An 18,211-nucleotide genomic window follows, 5' to 3' on the forward strand; every position below is an offset into this window, starting at 1 on the left:
GAGGTAATAACCAGGTTATTGCGATGATAGGGAGGCAAATTTTTAAAACAAAATACTAAAATATTTAGCATAAAATATAGCTAATACTAATTTAATTCGTAAAATAGCGGTATGAAAGCAGAAGTTATACTCATAGACAGACCGGATGTGATGCAGTTACATGATATGACAGCGCATCGTTTAGAATTATTTTCATCGGCCGTGCAGGCGGGTTTTCCAAGCCCCGCAGCAGATTATGATGCGGAGCCGATTGACCTGAACGCGTACATTACGCAGAATCCAACGGCCACTTTTCTGGCGCGTGTGGAGGGTGACTCCATGATTGGGGCGCATATAGAGCCCGGCGACCTGGTGGTCATTGACCGTTCGCTGCAGGCAACGAGCGGCCGCATCGTACTGGCTTTTGTAGCCGGGGAGTTCACCATTAAGCGCCTGATGCAGAAACCGGACGGTGCCTACCTGGAGCCGGAGAACCCAAAGTACGAAAGCATCAGAATTACACAGGCCGACATGGGCCGCATCTGGGGCGTTGTGGTGGGCATCGTTAAAAAAGTATAGGATATGGCCACAACATCGCGCTTCGCCCTAGTGGACTGCAACAGCTTTTACGTGTCGTGCGAGCGGGTTTTCCGGCCGGAGCTGGAGGATGTGCCCGTGGTGGTGCTCTCCAACAACGACGGCTGCGTCATCGCCCGCTCTAAAGAGGCCAAAGCTCTGGGCATTAAAATGGGCACGCCGTATTTTCAGGTGAAAGACATGATGGAGCGGGAGCGGGTGGAGGTGTTCAGCTCCAACTATGAGCTTTACGGCGACATGTCGCGGCGCGTAGTGAGTACGCTGTCGCAGTTTACGCCCAACCTGGAAATTTACTCTATCGACGAGTGCTTTCTGGACCTGAGCCACCTGAGGCCAGAGGAGGTGGAGGCATATGGGCACAGGATACGACATACCGTGGAGCGCTGGACGGGCATACCAGTATCGGTGGGCGTGGCGTGCACCAAAACGCTGGCAAAGCTGGCCAACCGGCTGGCAAAAAAACGTGCGAAGGCAAAGGAGGTGCTGGCGCTGCATACGCCGGCCGAGATAGAGGAGGCGCTACGCGAAAGCTCTGTAAAAGACGTATGGGGAATAGGACGGCAACATGCGAAGCGGCTGGAGCAACTGAACGTGGTGACCGCCTGGGACCTGAGCCGGATGCCGGAGGGCTGGGTGAAGAAAAACATGGCCGTGACTGGGCTGCGCACGCTGCTGGAGCTGCGCGGCCAGCCTTGCCAGGACCTGGAGCCCGAGACGCCGGACAGGAAAAACATCTGCACCTCGCGCTCTTTCGGAAGGCCGCTCACCGAACTGGAGGATATAGCAGAGGCGCTCTCCACCCACACTGTGAGGTGCGCCACCAAGCTGCGCAGGCAGAACAGCTGCGCCACCGGCGTCACAGTATTTCTAATGACCAACCGCTTTGCCGTTACGGAAAATGTATACTGCAACAGCCGCACCATACAGCTACCCAGACCCACTAACAGTGAACTCGAATTGCTGTCGCGGGCCATGCACCTGCTGAAAAACATGTTCCGGCCCGGCAAGCGTTATGTGAAGGTAGGCATCATCTTAAATGACCTTGTGCCGGCATCGGAGGTGCAGCTGGATTTGTTTAGCAACCAGGATGGGGAGAAGCACAAAAAGCTGATGAGCACCCTGGATACCCTGCGCCAGCGTTTTGGCCATCATGCGCTGAAATATGCGGTACAGGGAAATAAAAACGAAAAAGACGTAGAGGAAGAGAAAAGAGCTCCCTGGATGCTGCAAAAGAAGTTCTTATCCAGCCCATATACCACGTCCTTGAAAGGTTTGCTGCGCATCAAAACATGAGAGCATGTTTAAAATTCATACTTTGCGCTGCAAATTGCCCATAAAGGAACCTGGCTTCTCCTTTTTCTCGCACCATAGCGCTGCTATGCTGCTCAAAAAACACTTCGCCAGAACCCTTTCTGAACAATTTTCGCTTGCAAAAACGAAATTTAAACATGCTCTAAAAAGCCACTCCTGACTGGGAGTGGCTTTCTGTATGGTGGTTACCTCTTACTTAACTGGCTTCTTTTTTGCCGCTGCTTTGGCTGCCGTTGTTTTAGTAGATGCTTTTTTCGCCGGAGCTTTTTTTGCAGTGGCAGCTTTCGCTTTGGCAGCCGGTTTTTTGGCTGGTGCCTCCGAGTCCGCTTTTTTCTTGAAGCCGCCGCGCCCTTTTTTCTCCGGTGTAGCTTCTGCTAAGTCTAGGCACTCCTGCAGGGTCAGCTCGCTCGGTTCTTTGCCTTTCGGGATTTTTACGTTCTTCTTGCCCGCTACAATGTAAGGGCCGTAACGGCCATTGAGCACCTGAATATCCGGGTTCTCGTCAAAAGACTTGATGAGTTTTTCGGCATCGGCTTTGCGTTTGGCCTGTATCAGATCAATTGCTTCATCCGCCGTCACAAGCATCGGGTCGAGCGTTTTTGGCAAGGAGTAGAATTTGCCCTCGTGGCGAATGTACGGTCCGAAGCGGCCAATGGCGGCTGTCATTTCCTTGTCCTCGAAGGTGCCCACAATGCGCGGTAGTTTGAATAGGTCCAGCGCGTCTTCCAGCGTCAGGCTTTCTACAAACTGGCCTTTGCGCAGGCTGGCATACACCGGTTTTTCACCAGTCTCTTCGTTTTCCTCCCCTAACTGCACATAAGGGCCGTAGCGACCAAGCTTCGCCAGGATGGTTTTGCCTGTCGCAGGGTCTGTGCCCAGTTCTCTTGCCCCGGACACATCTGCCCTGTTGATGCTCTCACTCGATTCAATGCGCTGGTGGAACTTCTGGTAGAACTGGTCCAGCATGGTTTCCCACTGCTGCTGGCCCTGAGCAATTTCATCAAACTCAGCCTCCACACGTGCGGTAAACGAGTAATCAATAACGTTCGGGAAGTGCTCCACCAGGAAGTCATTCACCACCATGGCCGTATCCGTTGGGAAGAGTTTTGCTTTCTCAGCGCCCGTAATCTCCGTTTTGGTCTGTGTGGTAATGTTGTCGCTTTTCAGTGTCAGTACCTGGTATTTGCGCTCTTTGCCTTCACGGGTATCTTTTTCCACATAGCCGCGCTTCTGTATGGTAGAAATGGTAGGTGCATAGGTAGACGGACGGCCAATGCCCATTTCCTCCAGCTTCTTCACAAGGCTGGCTTCTGTATAACGTGCGGCAGGGCGGGTGAAGCGCTGTGTGCCCAGCATCTGGCGCAGGCTTATTTCCTGCCCGATGTTCAGCGGAGGCAGCATACCTTTCACATCCTCGTCAGCACCTTCCTCATCGTCGTCTTTCGATTCAATATATACTTTCAGGAAGCCTTCAAACTTGATCACCTCGCCAGTAGCCTGCAGTTTCTGGTTTGGCTGCGTAGAAACACCAATTGTTACCGTAGTCTTCTCTATCTGTGCATCCGCCATCTGAGAGGCAATGGCCCGCTTCCATATCAGTTCGTACAGGCGCTGCTCGTTGCGGTCGCTGCTGGCTATCATCTGCGAGAAATCGGTAGGGCGGATGGCTTCGTGCGCCTCCTGTGCCCCGGCAGATTTTGTTTTAAAATGGCGTACTTTCACAAACTGCTCTCCGAAGGAACGGTTTATTTCCTTTGTTGCGCCTTGTATGGCCTCCTCCGAAAGGTTCAGCGAGTCAGTACGCATGTAAGAGATTTTACCGGCCTCGTAGAGGCGCTGCGCCACCGTCATGGTTTGCGCTACCGAAAAGTACAGCTTGCGGCTGGCTTCCTGCTGCAGGGTAGAGGTGGTAAATGGAGGAGCCGGGCTGCGCTTGAGTGGCTTTTTCTCCAGGTTCTCAATGGTATAATCGGCTCCAACGCATTGCTGCAGAAAGGCCTGTGCTTCTTGTTCTGTTTTAAACTTAGTAGGAAGCTCCGCCTCCAGCGTTTTGCCCTGCACATCAAAGCTCGCGGTGATACGGAAAGATGCCTCCGCCTGGTGGCGCTCAATCTCACGCTCCCGCTCTACCACCAAACGCACTGCCACCGACTGCACACGTCCAGCAGAAAGACCTGTTTTTATCTTCTTCCAAAGCACAGGAGAGAGCTCAAAGCCTACCAGGCGGTCCAGTATGCGGCGTGCCTGTTGCGCGTTCACCAGGTCCATGTCGATGCCACGCGGTGTGCTGATAGCGTTGAGGATAGCGCTTTTAGTGATCTCGCGGAACACAATGCGGCGCGTTTTGGCGTCGTTCAGGTTCAGCGCCTCGGTCAGGTGCCACGAAATAGCCTCCCCCTCGCGGTCATCATCCGATGCCAGCCAAACCATATCCGCTTCTTTTGCCAGCTTACGCAGCTGTGCCACCACCTCTTTTTTGTCACTGGATACGACATAGGTCGGCTTAAAGCCGTGCTCGATGTCGATGGCATTATTTCCTTTTGGCAGGTCCCGTACGTGGCCGAAGCTCGACTTTACAGTGAAATCCTTCCCCAGGTATCCTTCGATTGTCTTTGCCTTTGCAGGCGACTCTACTATAACTAAGTTTTTTGTCATGCTTTATATTTACAGGCGGGCAAATCCAGATTTGCCCAAAGTTCAGTCTTTTTTTTTAACAATTACAACCTCATCCGTAGAACATAGGTTTAACAAGGAGCTAAAAAGCCCGATTTTATTTATATTCAGTTATCTTTAGCCTATACGGTCACTTCAATTTTATATGCAACGAACATTACTCATTTGCCGCCATGCAGAGGCGTATGACCCTTATCCGCTGCAGCCAGACTTTGAGCGGGAGCTTACGCAGCACGGCCTGCACCAGGCGAACCAGACAGGTAAATGGCTGCGCGAAAATTTCGTGAAAATTGACTGCCTGCTGTCCAGCCCCGCCCCGCGTGCCGGCCTTACGGCACGTACTATTGCCGCCCGTTTATACTTCGACGAGGAAGATATCACTTATAATCCGGATTTGTACAATGCGCGGGAGTCACAGCTGCTGAAAAGTATAGGTGAGCTGCCTGGTCATGTGAAGCAGGTGTTGCTGGTGGGCCACAACCCTGGCATCACAAAACTGATTCGTGACCTTACCAATCAGCAGGTTAGTTACCTGGAGCCTTCTAATGTAGTGGCAGTCGCCCTGCCTCTTGCGAAATGGGAGGACGTTCACCTCCACACCGGCGTAGTGCTGAACCACAACATGGAGCAGGTGCTGTAGTTGTGCTTTTCCTTTATTATTTCAGAGTGATAGAGAAATTTGATAGTTTAGGGGCATGGCATGTGCTGCGATAGCTGCATATACCCTAAGAAAATAACTATGGCAAAAACAAAGGTAGTGGCCGTTATCAACCAGAAAGGCGGCACTGGCAAAACAACGACAACCATCAACCTGGGCAGCGCGCTGAGCAAATCAGGCAAAAAAGTGCTGTTGCTTGACCTCGACCCGCAAAGTAACCTGTCTTATTCACTGGCGGTTGCCAGCCCCGATGCTACCCTCGCAGAAGTTTTCCTTGGCAACAAAAGTGTGAATGAAGTTATCGTGGAGAAGGACGGTCTCTGGATAGTGCCGGGCTCTAACGAACTCGTGGATATTGAGATCTCACTTGTGACGCAGCCGGAGCGGGAGAAGTTTCTGAAGAACATACTGGCAGAAGTGAAGGGCTTTGATTACGTGCTGATAGACTGCCCGCCGTCACTTTCCGTGCTGACACTGAACGCACTCACAGCGGCTCAGGAGGTGCTCATTCCTTTGCAAATGGAGGTGCTCACGCTGCAGGGCCTCGACCAGATAATGAATACGGTGGAGAAAGTGAGAAAAACGCTGAACCCCAAACTAAGCATAAGAGGCATCGTAGTGGTGATGTTTGATGTGCGCCGCAAGCTAAGCCAGGAGGTGCTGGAGTACCTGCAGGAGAATGTAAAGGAGAAGATCTTCAAAAATCATATCCGGTTAAATGTGAAGCTGGCAGAGGCACCCTCCTTCGGGAAGAGCGTGCTGAGTTATGACGCATCCTCTAACGGGGCAAAAGACTATCAGGCACTGGCAGCAGAATTCATGGAAGAATAATGCATGAATCAATAAAAATGCCTGATTTTATTCGTCATCTTTTTTCGTTAAATTGCACTTCAATTCAAAATTCCTCTGCGTTAGAAGAACACAAGCTACAGGCCTGAGGCCGGCTTAATGCAGAACGAGTGAAACGATACCCATTCCAATCAAACGAATATGGCCTTAGGTAAAAACTTGAAGTTGAGCAAAGAAAAGCTCATCAGTGATGTGGAAGCCAGAGAAGAGAAGAACCCTGCTCCAAAAGCAAGCGGAGAAAACGGCAAACTGGCCAAACCAGCGCCAGATGCGCCGGCTAAACCTGCCGCTGCCCCTGCCAAAGCACAGGCAGCTGGCAAGCCTGCCACGGCTACAGTGCCGGGCAGTGCAAGTCCTAATGGAACCAAAGGCGATAAAAACGGCGCAAAAGCAAAAGGAGATAGTTCTCAGCAGGCTAAGCTGGCAAAACTGGCGAATAACCCGGAGTACATCAGCGAGCAGCTGAACAATGTGCTCTATGCCCTCGATGCATTTAAGAAAGGAGATATTTCTGTTCGCCTGACAAAGCAGAACGACGACCTGTTCGCCGAAATCGCCGAAGCCTACAACTCCATGGTGGAGATGATAGGTGGGGTAGGTGGTGAAGTGTCGCGTATCTCGAAGGTTGCGGGTGTGGAAGGAAACCTAAAGGCCCGTGCCTCCGCCGAGAACGCCTCCGGTTTCTGGAAAGACATGATTAACAACATCAACGGTCTGGTAGATTCCATTGCGGTGCCGGTACTGGAGGTAGGCAAGGTATTGAAAAACATCTCCAGAGGTAACCTCGACGAGACATTCCAAATCCCGGTTTCCGGTGACTTTAAGGTGATGGCCGAAACCATCAACCGCACCATCGACAACCTGAACCTGTTTGCAGGGGAAGTAACCCGTGTAGCGCTCGAAGTGGGTACCGAGGGCAAGCTGGGTGGCCAGGCTTCTGTGCCGAACGTGGCGGGTATCTGGAAAGATCTGACTGATAATGTAAATGTAATGGCCTCGAACCTGACAGCACAGGTACGGGATATAGCCAACGTGGCCACCGCCGTTGCAAAAGGTAACCTGACGCAAAAGGTGTCGGTGGATGTGCGCGGGGAGTTTGCCCAGCTGAAGGACAACGTGAACCAGATGGTGGACTCGCTCAACGTGTTTGCTGACGAGGTAACCCGTGTGGCCCGTGAAGTGGGTACCGAAGGTAAGCTGGGCGGCCAGGCGAAAGTGCCGAACGTAGGCGGAACCTGGAAAGACCTGACCGACAATGTAAACACCATGGCCAGCAACCTGACCTCGCAGGTACGGGATATTGCCAATGTAGCCACTGCCGTGGCCAAAGGCGATTTGACCCAGAAGGTAACGGTGAATGTAAAGGGCGAGATAGCCGACCTGAAGGACATCATCAACCAGATGGTGGAGTCGCTGAACGTGTTTGCCGGTGAGGTAACCCGCGTGACGCGTGAAGTAGGTACCGAAGGTAAACTGGGCGGTCAGGCCAACGTGCCGCGTGTCGGCGGGGTATGGAAGGAGTTGACGGACAACGTGAACACCATGACCAGCAACCTTACCTTCCAGATGCGCGATATTGCGAACGTAGCAACTGCGGTGGCGAAAGGCGATCTGAGCCAGAAGATCACTGTGGATGTGAAAGGCGAGATTGCGCAGCTAAAAGACATCTTAAATGAAATGGTAGACCAGCTGAACGTGTTTGGCGCGGAAGTAACCCGTGTGGCGCGTGAGGTGGGAACCGAAGGTATATTAGGAGGCCAGGCAAATGTGCCTCGCGTAGCGGGTATCTGGAAAGACCTGGCTGACAATGTAAACACCATGGCCAGCAACCTGACCTCTCAGGTGCGGGACATCGCCAACGTGGCGACTGCGGTGGCCAAAGGTGATTTGAGCCAGAAAATCACGGTAAACGTGAAGGGCGAGATGGCGGAGCTGAAGGTGAATGTGAACCAGATGGTGGATTCCCTGAACGTATTTGCCGATGAGGTAACCAGAGTGGCCCGTGAGGTGGGTACGGAGGGCAAGCTAGGCGGCCAGGCCAATGTGCCGAAAGTAGGCGGTACCTGGAAAGACCTGACAGAGAATGTAAACACCATGGCCAGTAACCTGACCTCCCAGGTACGCGACATTGCCAACGTGGCGACTGCGGTGGCCAAAGGCGACCTGACCCAGAAGGTGTCAGTGGATGTGAAAGGGGAACTGGGAGAATTGAAAGAGAACATCAATCAGATGGTGGACTCACTCAACATATTCGGTGACGAGGTAACCCGCGTGGCCCGTGAGGTGGGTACAGAGGGTAAACTGGGTGGCCAGGCCAATGTGCCGAACGTAGGCGGAACCTGGAAAGACCTGACAGACAACGTGAACTCGATGGCCAGCAACCTGACCTCTCAGGTGCGGGATATTGCCAAAGTAGCAACTGCCGTAGCGAAAGGTGACTTAACCCAGAAGGTATCAGTAGAAGCCCGTGGCGAGATTCTGGACCTGAAGGAGAACCTGAACCAGATGGTGGACTCGCTCAACGTGTTTGCTGATGAGGTAACCCGAGTGGCCCGTGAAGTGGGTACCGAAGGTAAGCTGGGCGGCCAGGCCAACGTGCCGAAGGTACGGGGCACCTGGAAAGAGCTAACAGACAATGTAAACACCATGGCCTCGAACCTGACTTCTCAGGTGCGCGACATCGCCAAAGTATCCACCGCCGTAGCGAAAGGTGACCTGACGCAGAAAGTGTCGGTGGATGTGAAGGGAGAGATGGCTGAGCTGAAGGAGAACATCAACCGTATGGTGGATTCCCTGAACATATTTGCCGGTGAGGTAACCCGCGTAGCCCTTGAAGTGGGTACCGAAGGTAAACTGGGCGGCCAGGCCAACGTGCCGAACGTGGCCGGCGTCTGGAAGGACCTGACCGATAATGTAAACACCATGGCCAGCAACCTGACAATACAGGTGCGTGGCATTGTGCAGGTAGTAACGGCCGTATCAAAAGGTGACCTGACCAGAAAGCTGACACTGGAAGCCAAAGGAGAGGTGGCCGATCTGGCAGAAACGATTAACACCATGGTGGTGGACCTGAACCGCCTGGCAGGTGAGGTAAGCCGTGTGGCCAGGGTAGCCGGTGTGGAAGGAAAACTGACAGAACGCGCCACCCTGCAAGGTGTGGGCGGTAGTTGGAAAGAACTCGTAGACACGGTGAACGACCTGCTGGAGTCCATTGTAACGCCTATGCTGGATGTGTCTCGCGTGGTACGCGCTATCTCCGAAGGAGACCTGACGCAGAAAGTGGAGGTACAGACAGCCGGTGATATCCTGGATACAGCCAATGCCCTGAACTTAGCGGTAGACAACCTGAATACCCTGCTGGGCGAAATCAATGATTCGTCGCTGGTAGTAGGAAGCTCTTCTGAGGAGATGGCAGGCAAAGGGCTGGAAATGAACAAGGTGACATTGGATGTGGCCCTTGCCATGCAACAAATGGCGGAAGGTGCCCAGAACCAGGCCCTCAAAACCGACCAGGCCTTCAAACTGATCGAAGAGATCATGAAGACGACAAAAGACACCGCCAACAGAGCAGAGGTTGTAAACAAGTCGGCTTTACTTGGTGAAGAAAGCTCTCAGATAGGTTTGAAGACGGTGGCCGAAGTGGTGAAGAACATGGAAGAAATCTCCAGCTCTGCTGCCCTGACAGCTAAAACAATTGAAGTATTGAGCACCCGTTCTCAGGAAATATCCAAATCACTCGGAGTAATTACGGACATTGCAGCGCAGACAAACCTGCTTGCCCTGAATGCTGCCATAGAGGCGGCACGGGCTGGCGATGCAGGCCGTGGTTTTGCCGTGGTTGCCGAAGAAATAAGGAAGCTGGCCGAAGGCTCACGCAAATCTGCCAGCGAAATTGCAACCTTGGTAGAAGATGTAAAAAAAGATACAGCCTCGGCTGCTACCGCCATCTCTACCATGGAGGGCAGGGTGTCGAAAGGAAAGAATGCCACTTTTGAGGCGTCCGGCGCTTTTAAAAACATTGCCGCCTCCAGTGGCGAAACACTGCGCACTGCCCAGGATATCTTAACGGCAACGGAAATACAGAAGTCTTCTATCGGGGACGTGGTGAAGTATGTGGAGGAAGTGGTAGCCATTGCCGAACAGACAGCCTCCGGTACGCAGCAGGTAGCTAGCACAGCTAAACAACTGTCAGGCTCCATGCAGGAACTTACCTCCTCATCTCAGAACCTGAACGACATTGCCGCGGATCTTCAGATTAGTATTTCTGCCTTCAAGCTAGTAGATGGCAACCTAGTGTTCAACAGTGGCAAGGTCCGCCGCCTGACTTCTATACCTGTGCCGCAAAAAATTGAGAAAGCTACTACCGGCAATAACAGGCTGGCAATAGGTTCCAGAAAAAGTGGGCTTGGTAATTCAGGAGAAAAAAGAACGAAGTAATGGCCAAGCAAACTGAAACCGCTGATAAGCCGGCAGAAAACGGCAGAGCCGCTGCAACGGATACGCCTGCTGCAGAAAGCAAGAAAGCAGCTGAGCCACAGCCCGTGAAGGAGGAAATGGTGCATCTTATCGTGTTCAAGCTTGGCGCGGAATATTACGCTATTAAGATTGAGCAGGTGAAAGAGGTAACCATTACGCCTGCCACCACCCGCATGCCCCGAACACCGCACTTTGTGAAAGGAGTAGCGAACATTCGCGGGGATATTATCGCTATTATTGACCTGGAGGATCGCTTCAACATCAGGCCTGCGCCATTACCGGACGGGCTGAACCCTGACCTGACGTATACCCTCGTGATAGAGGCGAAGGATTATAGTATTGGCGTGGTAGTAAAAGAAATGCCACAGTCGTTGAACCTGCCGATGTCGAAAATTGACAAGGCGCCTTCTTTTCTGCAGGATGTAAATATCAGCGAAAACTTTATAGAAGGACTAGCCAGAACAGGCGATCGCCTGATCATTGTACTGGACATGCATAAAATACTGACACAGGACGAGGTCAGGGAACTTCCCGGATAAGGGAAGCATAATTTAAATAACCTATACTTGGATTAAGTATGAAAAGAATATTGATAGTAGATGACTCCTTCTATATGCGCACCTTGTTGAAAAACATGCTGTCGGATGCGGGTTACGAGGTAGTAGGGGAAGCTCCCAACGGACAGACAGCGCTGGAACTGGCGAAGGAAACAAAGCCTGACCTGATCACGCTGGATGTTATTCTGCCAGACAACACTGGCCTGGATGTGCTGAAAGGAATAAAAGCAGAACAGCCTGACATGAAGGTAATCATTGTGAGTGCTGTAGGGCAGGAGGTAATCGTGAATGAGGCGATGGAGTATGGGGCAAAATCTTATATCGTGAAGCCGTTTTCAGAAGAAAAAGTGCTGGAAGTGGTGAGCAAGGTTCTGGCGGAAGACTAACAGCCTGACATCACCCTCAGGTCTGAGAAAACCTTGCAGGGGATAGCCATGCATTGGAAAACACACCTTGCATTTCGCTTTTTGCCGGTTCGCTGGTAAAGCAGGCGGTAAAGGGCACAAGGCCACCTATCTGAGCGTATGCCCGGGGAGGTGTGCGGCAGACAGTATCAGGTCAGCGCAACTGACAGCTTAAAATGAAATCAAGAGAACAAGAGTATAAAGAGATATTTATTGCCGAGGCGCTGGAGTATTTCGATGCTCTGAACAGGCATATCAGCACGCTGGAAAAACAGCCGGACGACGAACAGACGCTGGCCGAGATATTCCGTTTGCTGCATAACATGAAAGCCAATTCCAAGGCGATCGGCTATCTTCAGATCTCTGATGTGTCGCATAAGCTGGAGACGGCTTTCAGCCTGATCCGAAACAAAGAACTGGCGTTTAGTGATGAAGTGGTTACCGTACTGTTCGATGGGATTGACCTTTTAGGCGAGCTCATCACAAACATCGACAGCAACCAGGAGGCAGAGCCGGATCCTGTGCTGCTGCGCAACCTCGACATCATTGTCGAAAATCTGTCTGACAGTGCCATTGAACTGGCAAAAGTACAGAAGTACAACACGTCCAAGAACCTGTCGCTGTCGGACCTGGTGTACATCCAGATAAAGAAACTGGACCACCTGATGAACCTGGTGGGAGAGCTGATGATTGACCGTGACCGCATCCTCTCCATCAGCAAAGACATGGGCAATGAGGAACTGAAGACAGTCAGTTCGCACCTGTACCGCATCACAGAAGACCTGCAGTACAGTGTGATGGATGCGCGGCTGGTAAACATCGGGTCGCTTTTTAACAAGTTTCCGCGCATTGTGCGCGACATTGCAGCAGCAGAGAAAAAAGAGGTGGATCTGGCCTTAATTGGCCAGAATATACAGATTGACCGTAATATCCTGCAGATAATGACAGATTCGCTGCTGCACCTGGTCCGGAATGCGGTAACGCACGGGCTGGAGACGCCGGCGGAGCGCGAGAAGAAAGGGAAACCACGTATAGGGCAGCTGACTTTGAGCGCAAAGAGTGACCGCGAAAACGTGCTGATCGAACTCGCTGACGATGGTAAAGGGATGGACTTTAAGCTGATTAAGCGTACTGCTGTGGAGCGGCACCTTGTTACGGCAGATGCAGCCGAGGCGCTAACGGAAACAGAAGTGCTGTCTTTCCTCTTTGAGCCGGGGTTTTCTACAGCCAAAGAAGTAACAGAGTTCTCAGGACGCGGTGTGGGGCTGGATGTAGTGAAAAATGCGATAGACTCCATTGGTGGCCGGCTGATGGTAAAATCGGAAAAAGGAAAAGGCACTACTTTTACCATGCAGCTGCCAACATCCATTGCGGTGAAGGGAGCGCTCCTGTTTGAGGTTGATGAGATTTTCTATGCCATTCCGCTCATACACACAGAACAGGTAATCGCCCTGGATAAAGATGAGCTGCATGAGGTGGGCGATGTGATGATTGCCGACCTGAAAGGAGAGGCCATTACGGTCGTGTACCTGCACGAGCTGCTGAACACCGATGAGGCAGAGATGCGTTTAGGAGATAAAAACCGGCTGAAAGGACAGGTGCAGAATATTGTGGTTGTATCTTACAACAATAGAAAGCTGGGTTTAATTGTAGATAAGTTATACAGGCAGCAGGATATTGTGGTAAAACCCATGAGTAAGCCACTCGACCGGATTGACCTGTATGGTGGGGTTACCCTGCTGGGGACAGGTAAAGTGTGCCTGGTGCTGGATGTGCCCGCCACCACACGCTATTTCATGAACAAACGACAAGCACAGGAGCATGCTTGAAGTTATTTTCCGGGCTACAAAAATTAAAATTTGAGCATGCTCAAAAGGCAGGGAAGCTAAAAATACTAAGGCGACAACATGATGACGGAACCTCATATAACAGAGTTAGAGAGAGACATAATCAAGGAGATCCTGAATATCGGGCTTGCCCGTGCTGCAGATTCTTTTGCTGCCATCGCCAAAGACAAGGTGCTGCTGAAGGTGCCTGACATCACGCTGATAGAAGTAAAGGAACTCCTGAACCTGGTGGCAACGTATGAGGATACGCACGTTATCATACAGTCTGATGTAAAGGGGGAGTTTAACGGAGCCACCCTGATGCTCTTCTCTGATGATCACATTGTCCGGCTCTCTGAGATTTGCCTGAGCATGCTGGAGGTGCAGAAAGGGGAACTCACCGTGATGCAGGAGTCGCTGCTGCTGGAAATAAGCAACATCATTACGGGCGCCCTTGTCACGCAACTGGCCAACATTCTAAAAGCCAATATCTATGGGTCGCCGCCCAAAGCCCCCAAAAGCCACATCGCCGACTCGCTGAAAGGCATACTGGTGCAGCACCCGCTGTTTCAGCCACTTGTTTTCACAGTGGTCACACAATTTACCCATAACTCCAAAAGCGTAGAGTTACCGCTGCTCTTGTTCTTCGATACCAACACACTGCTTAAAATGCTGGATACTATCCGCGCCTTCGAGCTGGGCAAAAACAATTTAACGGAAACCGATTAAGGGGATTAACAGTAAGTGTAGCTAAAATTAAGCTATACCTTACCCTTTGCATGCCAGAAAAAAAGCAGAATCTGAGCCGCTATGAGATTATCGGTTACATCCTTATAGCAGCTGGTGCCATCGTGCTGATATGGGGAACCATTAAATTTAACCTTGTACATGAGCTGTATACCGAAACCGGCGAAAGGGAAGGGGGCACGTTTGGCGAGTATGGCGAGTTTATAGGTGGTATAGTAGGCTCGCTTTGGGCGCTGGCTGGTGTATTCCTTTTCTTTGCCACCCTCACCTATCAGAAGCGGGAGTTTGAGCTGCAGCGCTTCGAGCTGCACAAGACCCAGAAGATATTCCAGCAGCAGAATTTCTCTACGCTCTACATCAGCTTCATTAATAAGCACAACGACATCATCGACTCCCTTACCGCTTATGACATAAACCAGAGTGAGCGGAAAGGAACCAACTTTTTCGTCTTCTTTCAGGAGAAAGTGCAGTCCTCCTTTATACAAAAAGTACGGGACCTGCAGCCACAGGACAGAACCGAGGAAGCGCTGTTCAGCATTTTCCGCGATTATTTCACTTACCATTTCTCCTTTTACCAGAACAGCCTGGACCCTTACCTCAAAAACCTGAGTGTGCTGTTCAAGCTGATTCAGCGCTACCGTTCCGAAACCCATGACAAGGGCGAGTACTACAGTTTTATCACGAAAGCGAGCTTTACACAATCCGAACTGTTCCTGATTTACCACGTGGCACAGTTTAACCTGCTAAAGGAGTTTAATGCCTTTGATGATGCCTTTGATGTTTTTGAGGACCTGGTGGAGGAGTACAAGGTAGAGGCTATCATACAGCAAGAGCTGCATACGGCATAGCCGTGTCTGTATGAGCAGCAACTGTGGGTTGCTCCATGCATCATCAAATCACTTTTTGGTTTCAGTCCCGACGGGGCTGTTGCATGACGGCTGTGAATAATCGGTTTAAATATTTAACACATTGGGGGGCAATGTAGTATACGGTGGTACTGATGTTTCACTTTTGATACTAGCGGCAGATTTTGTTTTTTTACCCTGATATTAATTTTTAACCTTTCATACCCATTGATGAACGCTTTAGGCAGACACATTTTAGTTGAGTTTTACGATTGCTCTCCTGAGCTGATGAACGACGTTATTCATATTGAGAATAGCATGGTAGCCGCTGCCGAAACAGCCGGAGCCACTGTCATCAACAGTACGTTCCACCACTTCTCGCCCTATGGCGTTTCCGGGGTGGTGGTGATACAGGAGAGTCATCTGGCCATTCATACCTGGCCGGAGTATGGGTATGCCGCTGTAGACCTGTTCACCTGCGGCGACTCCGTTGACCCGTGGGTATCCTATAAATTCCTGAAAGATGCCTTTGAGGCAGGCCATGGTTCCTCTATGGAGTTGCGCCGTGGCCAGCTGAGCCTGCTGAAGCGAAACGAGTTTAACCTGGATGCCCTGCGCGATGTGGCGCCAAAATCCATCGAGGCAGATGGCACCATCACCCGCGATGTGTGGTTTACGGAGCGCGACGAAAACATTGCGCTGTCGCTGAAGCACTCTGGAAAGCAGCTGTACAAGAAAGAATCGCCTTACCAGCGCGTAGAAGTGTACGAAACACTAGCCTATGGTAACATGCTGACGCTGGACGGCATGGTGATGTGCACCCAGAAAGACGAGTACGTGTACCATGAGATGATCACGCACGTGCCGATGTTCAGCCACACTAAGGCAAAACGCGCACTGGTAATAGGCGGTGGCGACGGTGGTACGGTCCGCGAACTGCTGCGCCACGAGCAGCTGGAAGAGGTGACGCTGGTAGAAATTGACGAACTGGTGATTGAGGCCTGCAAGCAGCACCTGCCGGAAACCGCCATTGCCTTTGATAATCCGCGGCTGAACCTGCTGGTGGAAGACGGCATCAGGTATATCAACAATTGCGACGACGGCCGCTACGACCTTATCATCGTGGACTCTGCAGACCCGGTTGGGCCGGGAGAGGGCTTGTTTACCGCCGAGTTCTACAGCCAGGTGCATCGCTGCCTTACCCCGGACGGCGTGATGGTGACGCAGTCGGAGTCTCCGCGCTTTAACAGCGGCGTGTTTGTAGAAATATACGATACCTATAAGCAGATTTTCGGGCAGGACAAAGTGCATTGCTACCTGGCAGCCATTCCTACTTACCCTACAGGCACCTGGAGCTTCTCCTATTCTTCAAAAGGAGAAGCACACCCGTTGCGTTTCGACCAGGAGGCGGCTGGCAGGTTCTCTCAGGAGCAAGGCCTGAAATACTACAATGAGGCAATCCACACCGCAGCCTTTGCGCTTCCTAACTTTGTAAAGGAACTACTGGCAAACAAATCAGACAATACAATTCAAGAATATTCTGCAGAACCAACAGATGAATAGTAAAGAGCAAAAAATAGCCAACTTCGATCCGAACGGCGTTGGTGATATTAGCGGAGGTCTTTTTGGCCTGCCCTTCACGATAGAGGAGTCCGAAGTAGTGATTATTCCCACACCCTGGGAGGTAACCGTTTCTTATAGTGCCGGTACCGCACAGGGGCCGCAGGCAGTTAAAGATGCCTCTCCGCAGTTGGATTTGTATGAGCCGCACATCAAAGATGCCTGGAAACTGGGCATCGCGATGGAGGAAATCTCTGAGGAATGGGCCGCCACCAGTGAGGTGCTGCGTGATAAAGCAGAGGCTTATATTAACTGGCTGGAGGCCGGAAGTCCTGAAGAAGGGAAAGAGCAGTTTGAAAATCTGCCAGCTGAAGTAACACAAAAGGGAGAAGAGTTTTTGCAGTGGCTGAAACAGAAGTCCCTGGATTACCTGGAGCAAGGCAAACTGGTTGGTGTATTGGGCGGCGACCACAGTACTCCGCTGGGCCTGATGCATGCGCTGGCAGAGAAGCACGAAGAATATGGTATCCTGCAAATAGATGCACATGCAGACCTGCGGGATGCTTACGAAGGATTTGAGTATTCGCATGCTTCCATCATGTTCAACGCCCTGAAACTGCCGCAGGTAAAGAAGCTGGTGCAGGTAGGTATCCGGGATCTGGCGCAGTCTGAGGCGGAGATGGCCGAGCAGTCGAATGGCCGCGTAACCATTTTCTACGATGCCAAGATGAAGGAAAAAATGTTTGAAGGCGACAGCTGGAAGAAAGAGTGCAAGAAGATCATCGCACAGCTGCCGCAGAAAGTATACATCAGTTTTGATATCGACGGACTGGACCCCAAACTATGCCCCGGAACCGGTACGCCGGTGCCAGGTGGGCTGGAGTTTGAGCAGGCCATGTTTCTCATAAAGCAGCTGGTGAAGTCAGGGCGCGAGATCATCGGGTTTGACCTTTGTGAAGTAGCGCCCGGCGATAGCGAGTGGAACGGCAATGTGGGTGCCCGCGTGCTGCTTAAGTTGTGTAACCTGATGGCTGCTTCGCAGAAGCGCCTGGAAGCGCAGTTTTAGCAATTGGAATCTCAGAGCTGTAGTGGCTAAAGCTGTGGTTATTGCATGGCGAGCCCAATCAGAAGTAATAGCTGCAAACCCTCACAGGCACCATGCCTGTGAGGGTTTGCTTTTTGTACATAAACGAAAGAATCATAAAGAAGCTATCTTTATATGGATTGCACCGTAAGCAAGACACAAGAATAAGAAATAAACATACTTACTAAAGAACTATGGCATTAATTATAAAACTTTTGATTGTTGTGGCTGCAGCCTTGTTTTCATCCTATCTGCTGCCTGGCGTTCATATAACAGGCTTCTTATCGGCAGTGCTGCTAGCCGTTGTGCTTGCTGTGCTGAACACGATTGTGAAGCCAATACTGGTTTTCCTGACCATTCCAGTTACTATTTTAACCCTTGGCTTATTCCTGCTGGTCATCAATGCACTGATTATTTTATTGGCCGGTGTTATTGTGCCGGGATTTACCGTCGACGGGTTCTGGTGGGCGCTGTTGTTTAGCCTCGTTATGTCTATCACAGCCGCCGTACTGGATATGATTTTTGCCCGCTCAAACACGTAGCACACTATCACACTATAAAAGAGGCGGGGCCAGCATACTATGCTGGCCCCGCCGCGTTTTTATAAAAACAGAATGAAATTAAATAATTTTGAACCACACCTCA

Annotated in this window: 14 protein-coding genes; 13 read left to right on the forward strand and 1 reads right to left on the reverse strand. The window is 51.2% G+C overall.

Annotated elements, in window-relative coordinates:
• The first annotated feature begins 111 nt into the window (after positions 1 to 111).
• Entirely contained in the window at positions 112 to 558 is a 447-nt protein-coding gene (locus DXT99_RS15325) for a LexA family protein (RefSeq protein WP_246000753.1), read from the forward strand.
• Between the two features lie 3 nt (positions 559 to 561).
• Positions 562 to 1,869, forward strand: a complete 1,308-nt coding sequence (locus tag DXT99_RS15330; protein WP_115566456.1) for a Y-family DNA polymerase — start codon at positions 562 to 564, stop codon at positions 1,867 to 1,869.
• Positions 1,870 to 2,079: 210 nt separating this feature from the next.
• Here DXT99_RS15330 and topA read toward each other — a convergent pair whose 3' ends face one another.
• Entirely contained in the window at positions 2,080 to 4,542 is a 2,463-nt protein-coding gene (gene topA / locus DXT99_RS15335) for a type I DNA topoisomerase (RefSeq protein ID WP_115566457.1), read from the reverse strand.
• 163 nt (positions 4,543 to 4,705) lie between these two features.
• On the opposite strand from topA, the gene DXT99_RS15340 reads away from it, so the two are divergent.
• The 11 genes from DXT99_RS15340 (at position 4,706) to DXT99_RS15390 (ending at position 18,108) form a co-directional block, all read left to right on the forward strand.
• Positions 4,706 to 5,200 (forward strand): SixA phosphatase family protein, encoded by a 495-nt coding sequence (locus DXT99_RS15340; protein ID WP_115566458.1) that lies wholly within the window; start codon positions 4,706 to 4,708, stop codon positions 5,198 to 5,200.
• Positions 5,201 to 5,299: 99 nt separating this feature from the next.
• Positions 5,300 to 6,049, forward strand: coding sequence for a ParA family protein (locus DXT99_RS15345; protein ID WP_181885145.1), 750 nt, complete (start codon positions 5,300 to 5,302; stop codon positions 6,047 to 6,049).
• 177 nt (positions 6,050 to 6,226) lie between these two features.
• A complete protein-coding gene (locus tag DXT99_RS15350) occupies positions 6,227 to 10,504 on the forward strand; it encodes a HAMP domain-containing protein (RefSeq protein WP_246000755.1) in 4,278 nt (1,425 codons plus the stop codon).
• The gene (locus DXT99_RS15355; RefSeq protein ID WP_115566461.1) at positions 10,504 to 11,082 is read left to right on the forward strand and encodes a chemotaxis protein CheW; all 579 of its coding nucleotides are present in this window, start codon (positions 10,504 to 10,506) and stop codon (positions 11,080 to 11,082) included. Before DXT99_RS15350 ends, DXT99_RS15355 begins: the two co-directional genes overlap by 1 nt.
• 38 nt (positions 11,083 to 11,120) lie before the next feature.
• The gene (locus DXT99_RS15360; RefSeq protein WP_115566462.1) at positions 11,121 to 11,486 is read left to right on the forward strand and encodes a response regulator; all 366 of its coding nucleotides are present in this window, start codon (positions 11,121 to 11,123) and stop codon (positions 11,484 to 11,486) included.
• A 194-nt stretch (positions 11,487 to 11,680) separates the two neighbouring features.
• Positions 11,681 to 13,333 carry a chemotaxis protein CheA gene (locus DXT99_RS15365; protein WP_115566463.1) on the forward strand — a complete coding sequence of 551 codons (1,653 nt, stop codon included), beginning with the start codon at positions 11,681 to 11,683 and terminating at the stop codon, positions 13,331 to 13,333.
• 78 nt (positions 13,334 to 13,411) lie between these two features.
• Positions 13,412 to 14,059 (forward strand): chemotaxis protein CheC, encoded by a 648-nt coding sequence (locus tag DXT99_RS15370; protein WP_246000757.1) that lies wholly within the window; start codon positions 13,412 to 13,414, stop codon positions 14,057 to 14,059.
• Between the two features lie 50 nt (positions 14,060 to 14,109).
• The gene (locus DXT99_RS15375) at positions 14,110 to 14,925 is read left to right on the forward strand and encodes a putative phage abortive infection protein (protein ID WP_115566464.1); all 816 of its coding nucleotides are present in this window, start codon (positions 14,110 to 14,112) and stop codon (positions 14,923 to 14,925) included.
• Positions 14,926 to 15,153: 228 nt separating this feature from the next.
• Complete coding sequence (speE, locus tag DXT99_RS15380) at positions 15,154 to 16,485, forward strand: polyamine aminopropyltransferase (protein WP_115566465.1); 1,332 nt, start codon at positions 15,154 to 15,156, stop codon at positions 16,483 to 16,485.
• Positions 16,478 to 17,548 (forward strand): agmatinase family protein, encoded by a 1,071-nt coding sequence (locus DXT99_RS15385; RefSeq protein WP_115566466.1) that lies wholly within the window; start codon positions 16,478 to 16,480, stop codon positions 17,546 to 17,548. The genes speE and DXT99_RS15385 overlap by 8 nt, the downstream gene beginning before the upstream one ends.
• A gap of 212 nt (positions 17,549 to 17,760) precedes the next feature.
• On the forward strand, positions 17,761 to 18,108 hold the full coding sequence (locus DXT99_RS15390; protein WP_115566467.1) for a phage holin family protein: 348 nt from the start codon (positions 17,761 to 17,763) through the stop codon (positions 18,106 to 18,108).
• The last annotated feature ends 103 nt before the right edge of the window (positions 18,109 to 18,211 follow it).

This window comes from Pontibacter diazotrophicus (genome assembly GCF_003367245.1).
Classification (GTDB): Bacteria; Bacteroidota; Bacteroidia; order Cytophagales; family Hymenobacteraceae; genus Pontibacter; species Pontibacter diazotrophicus.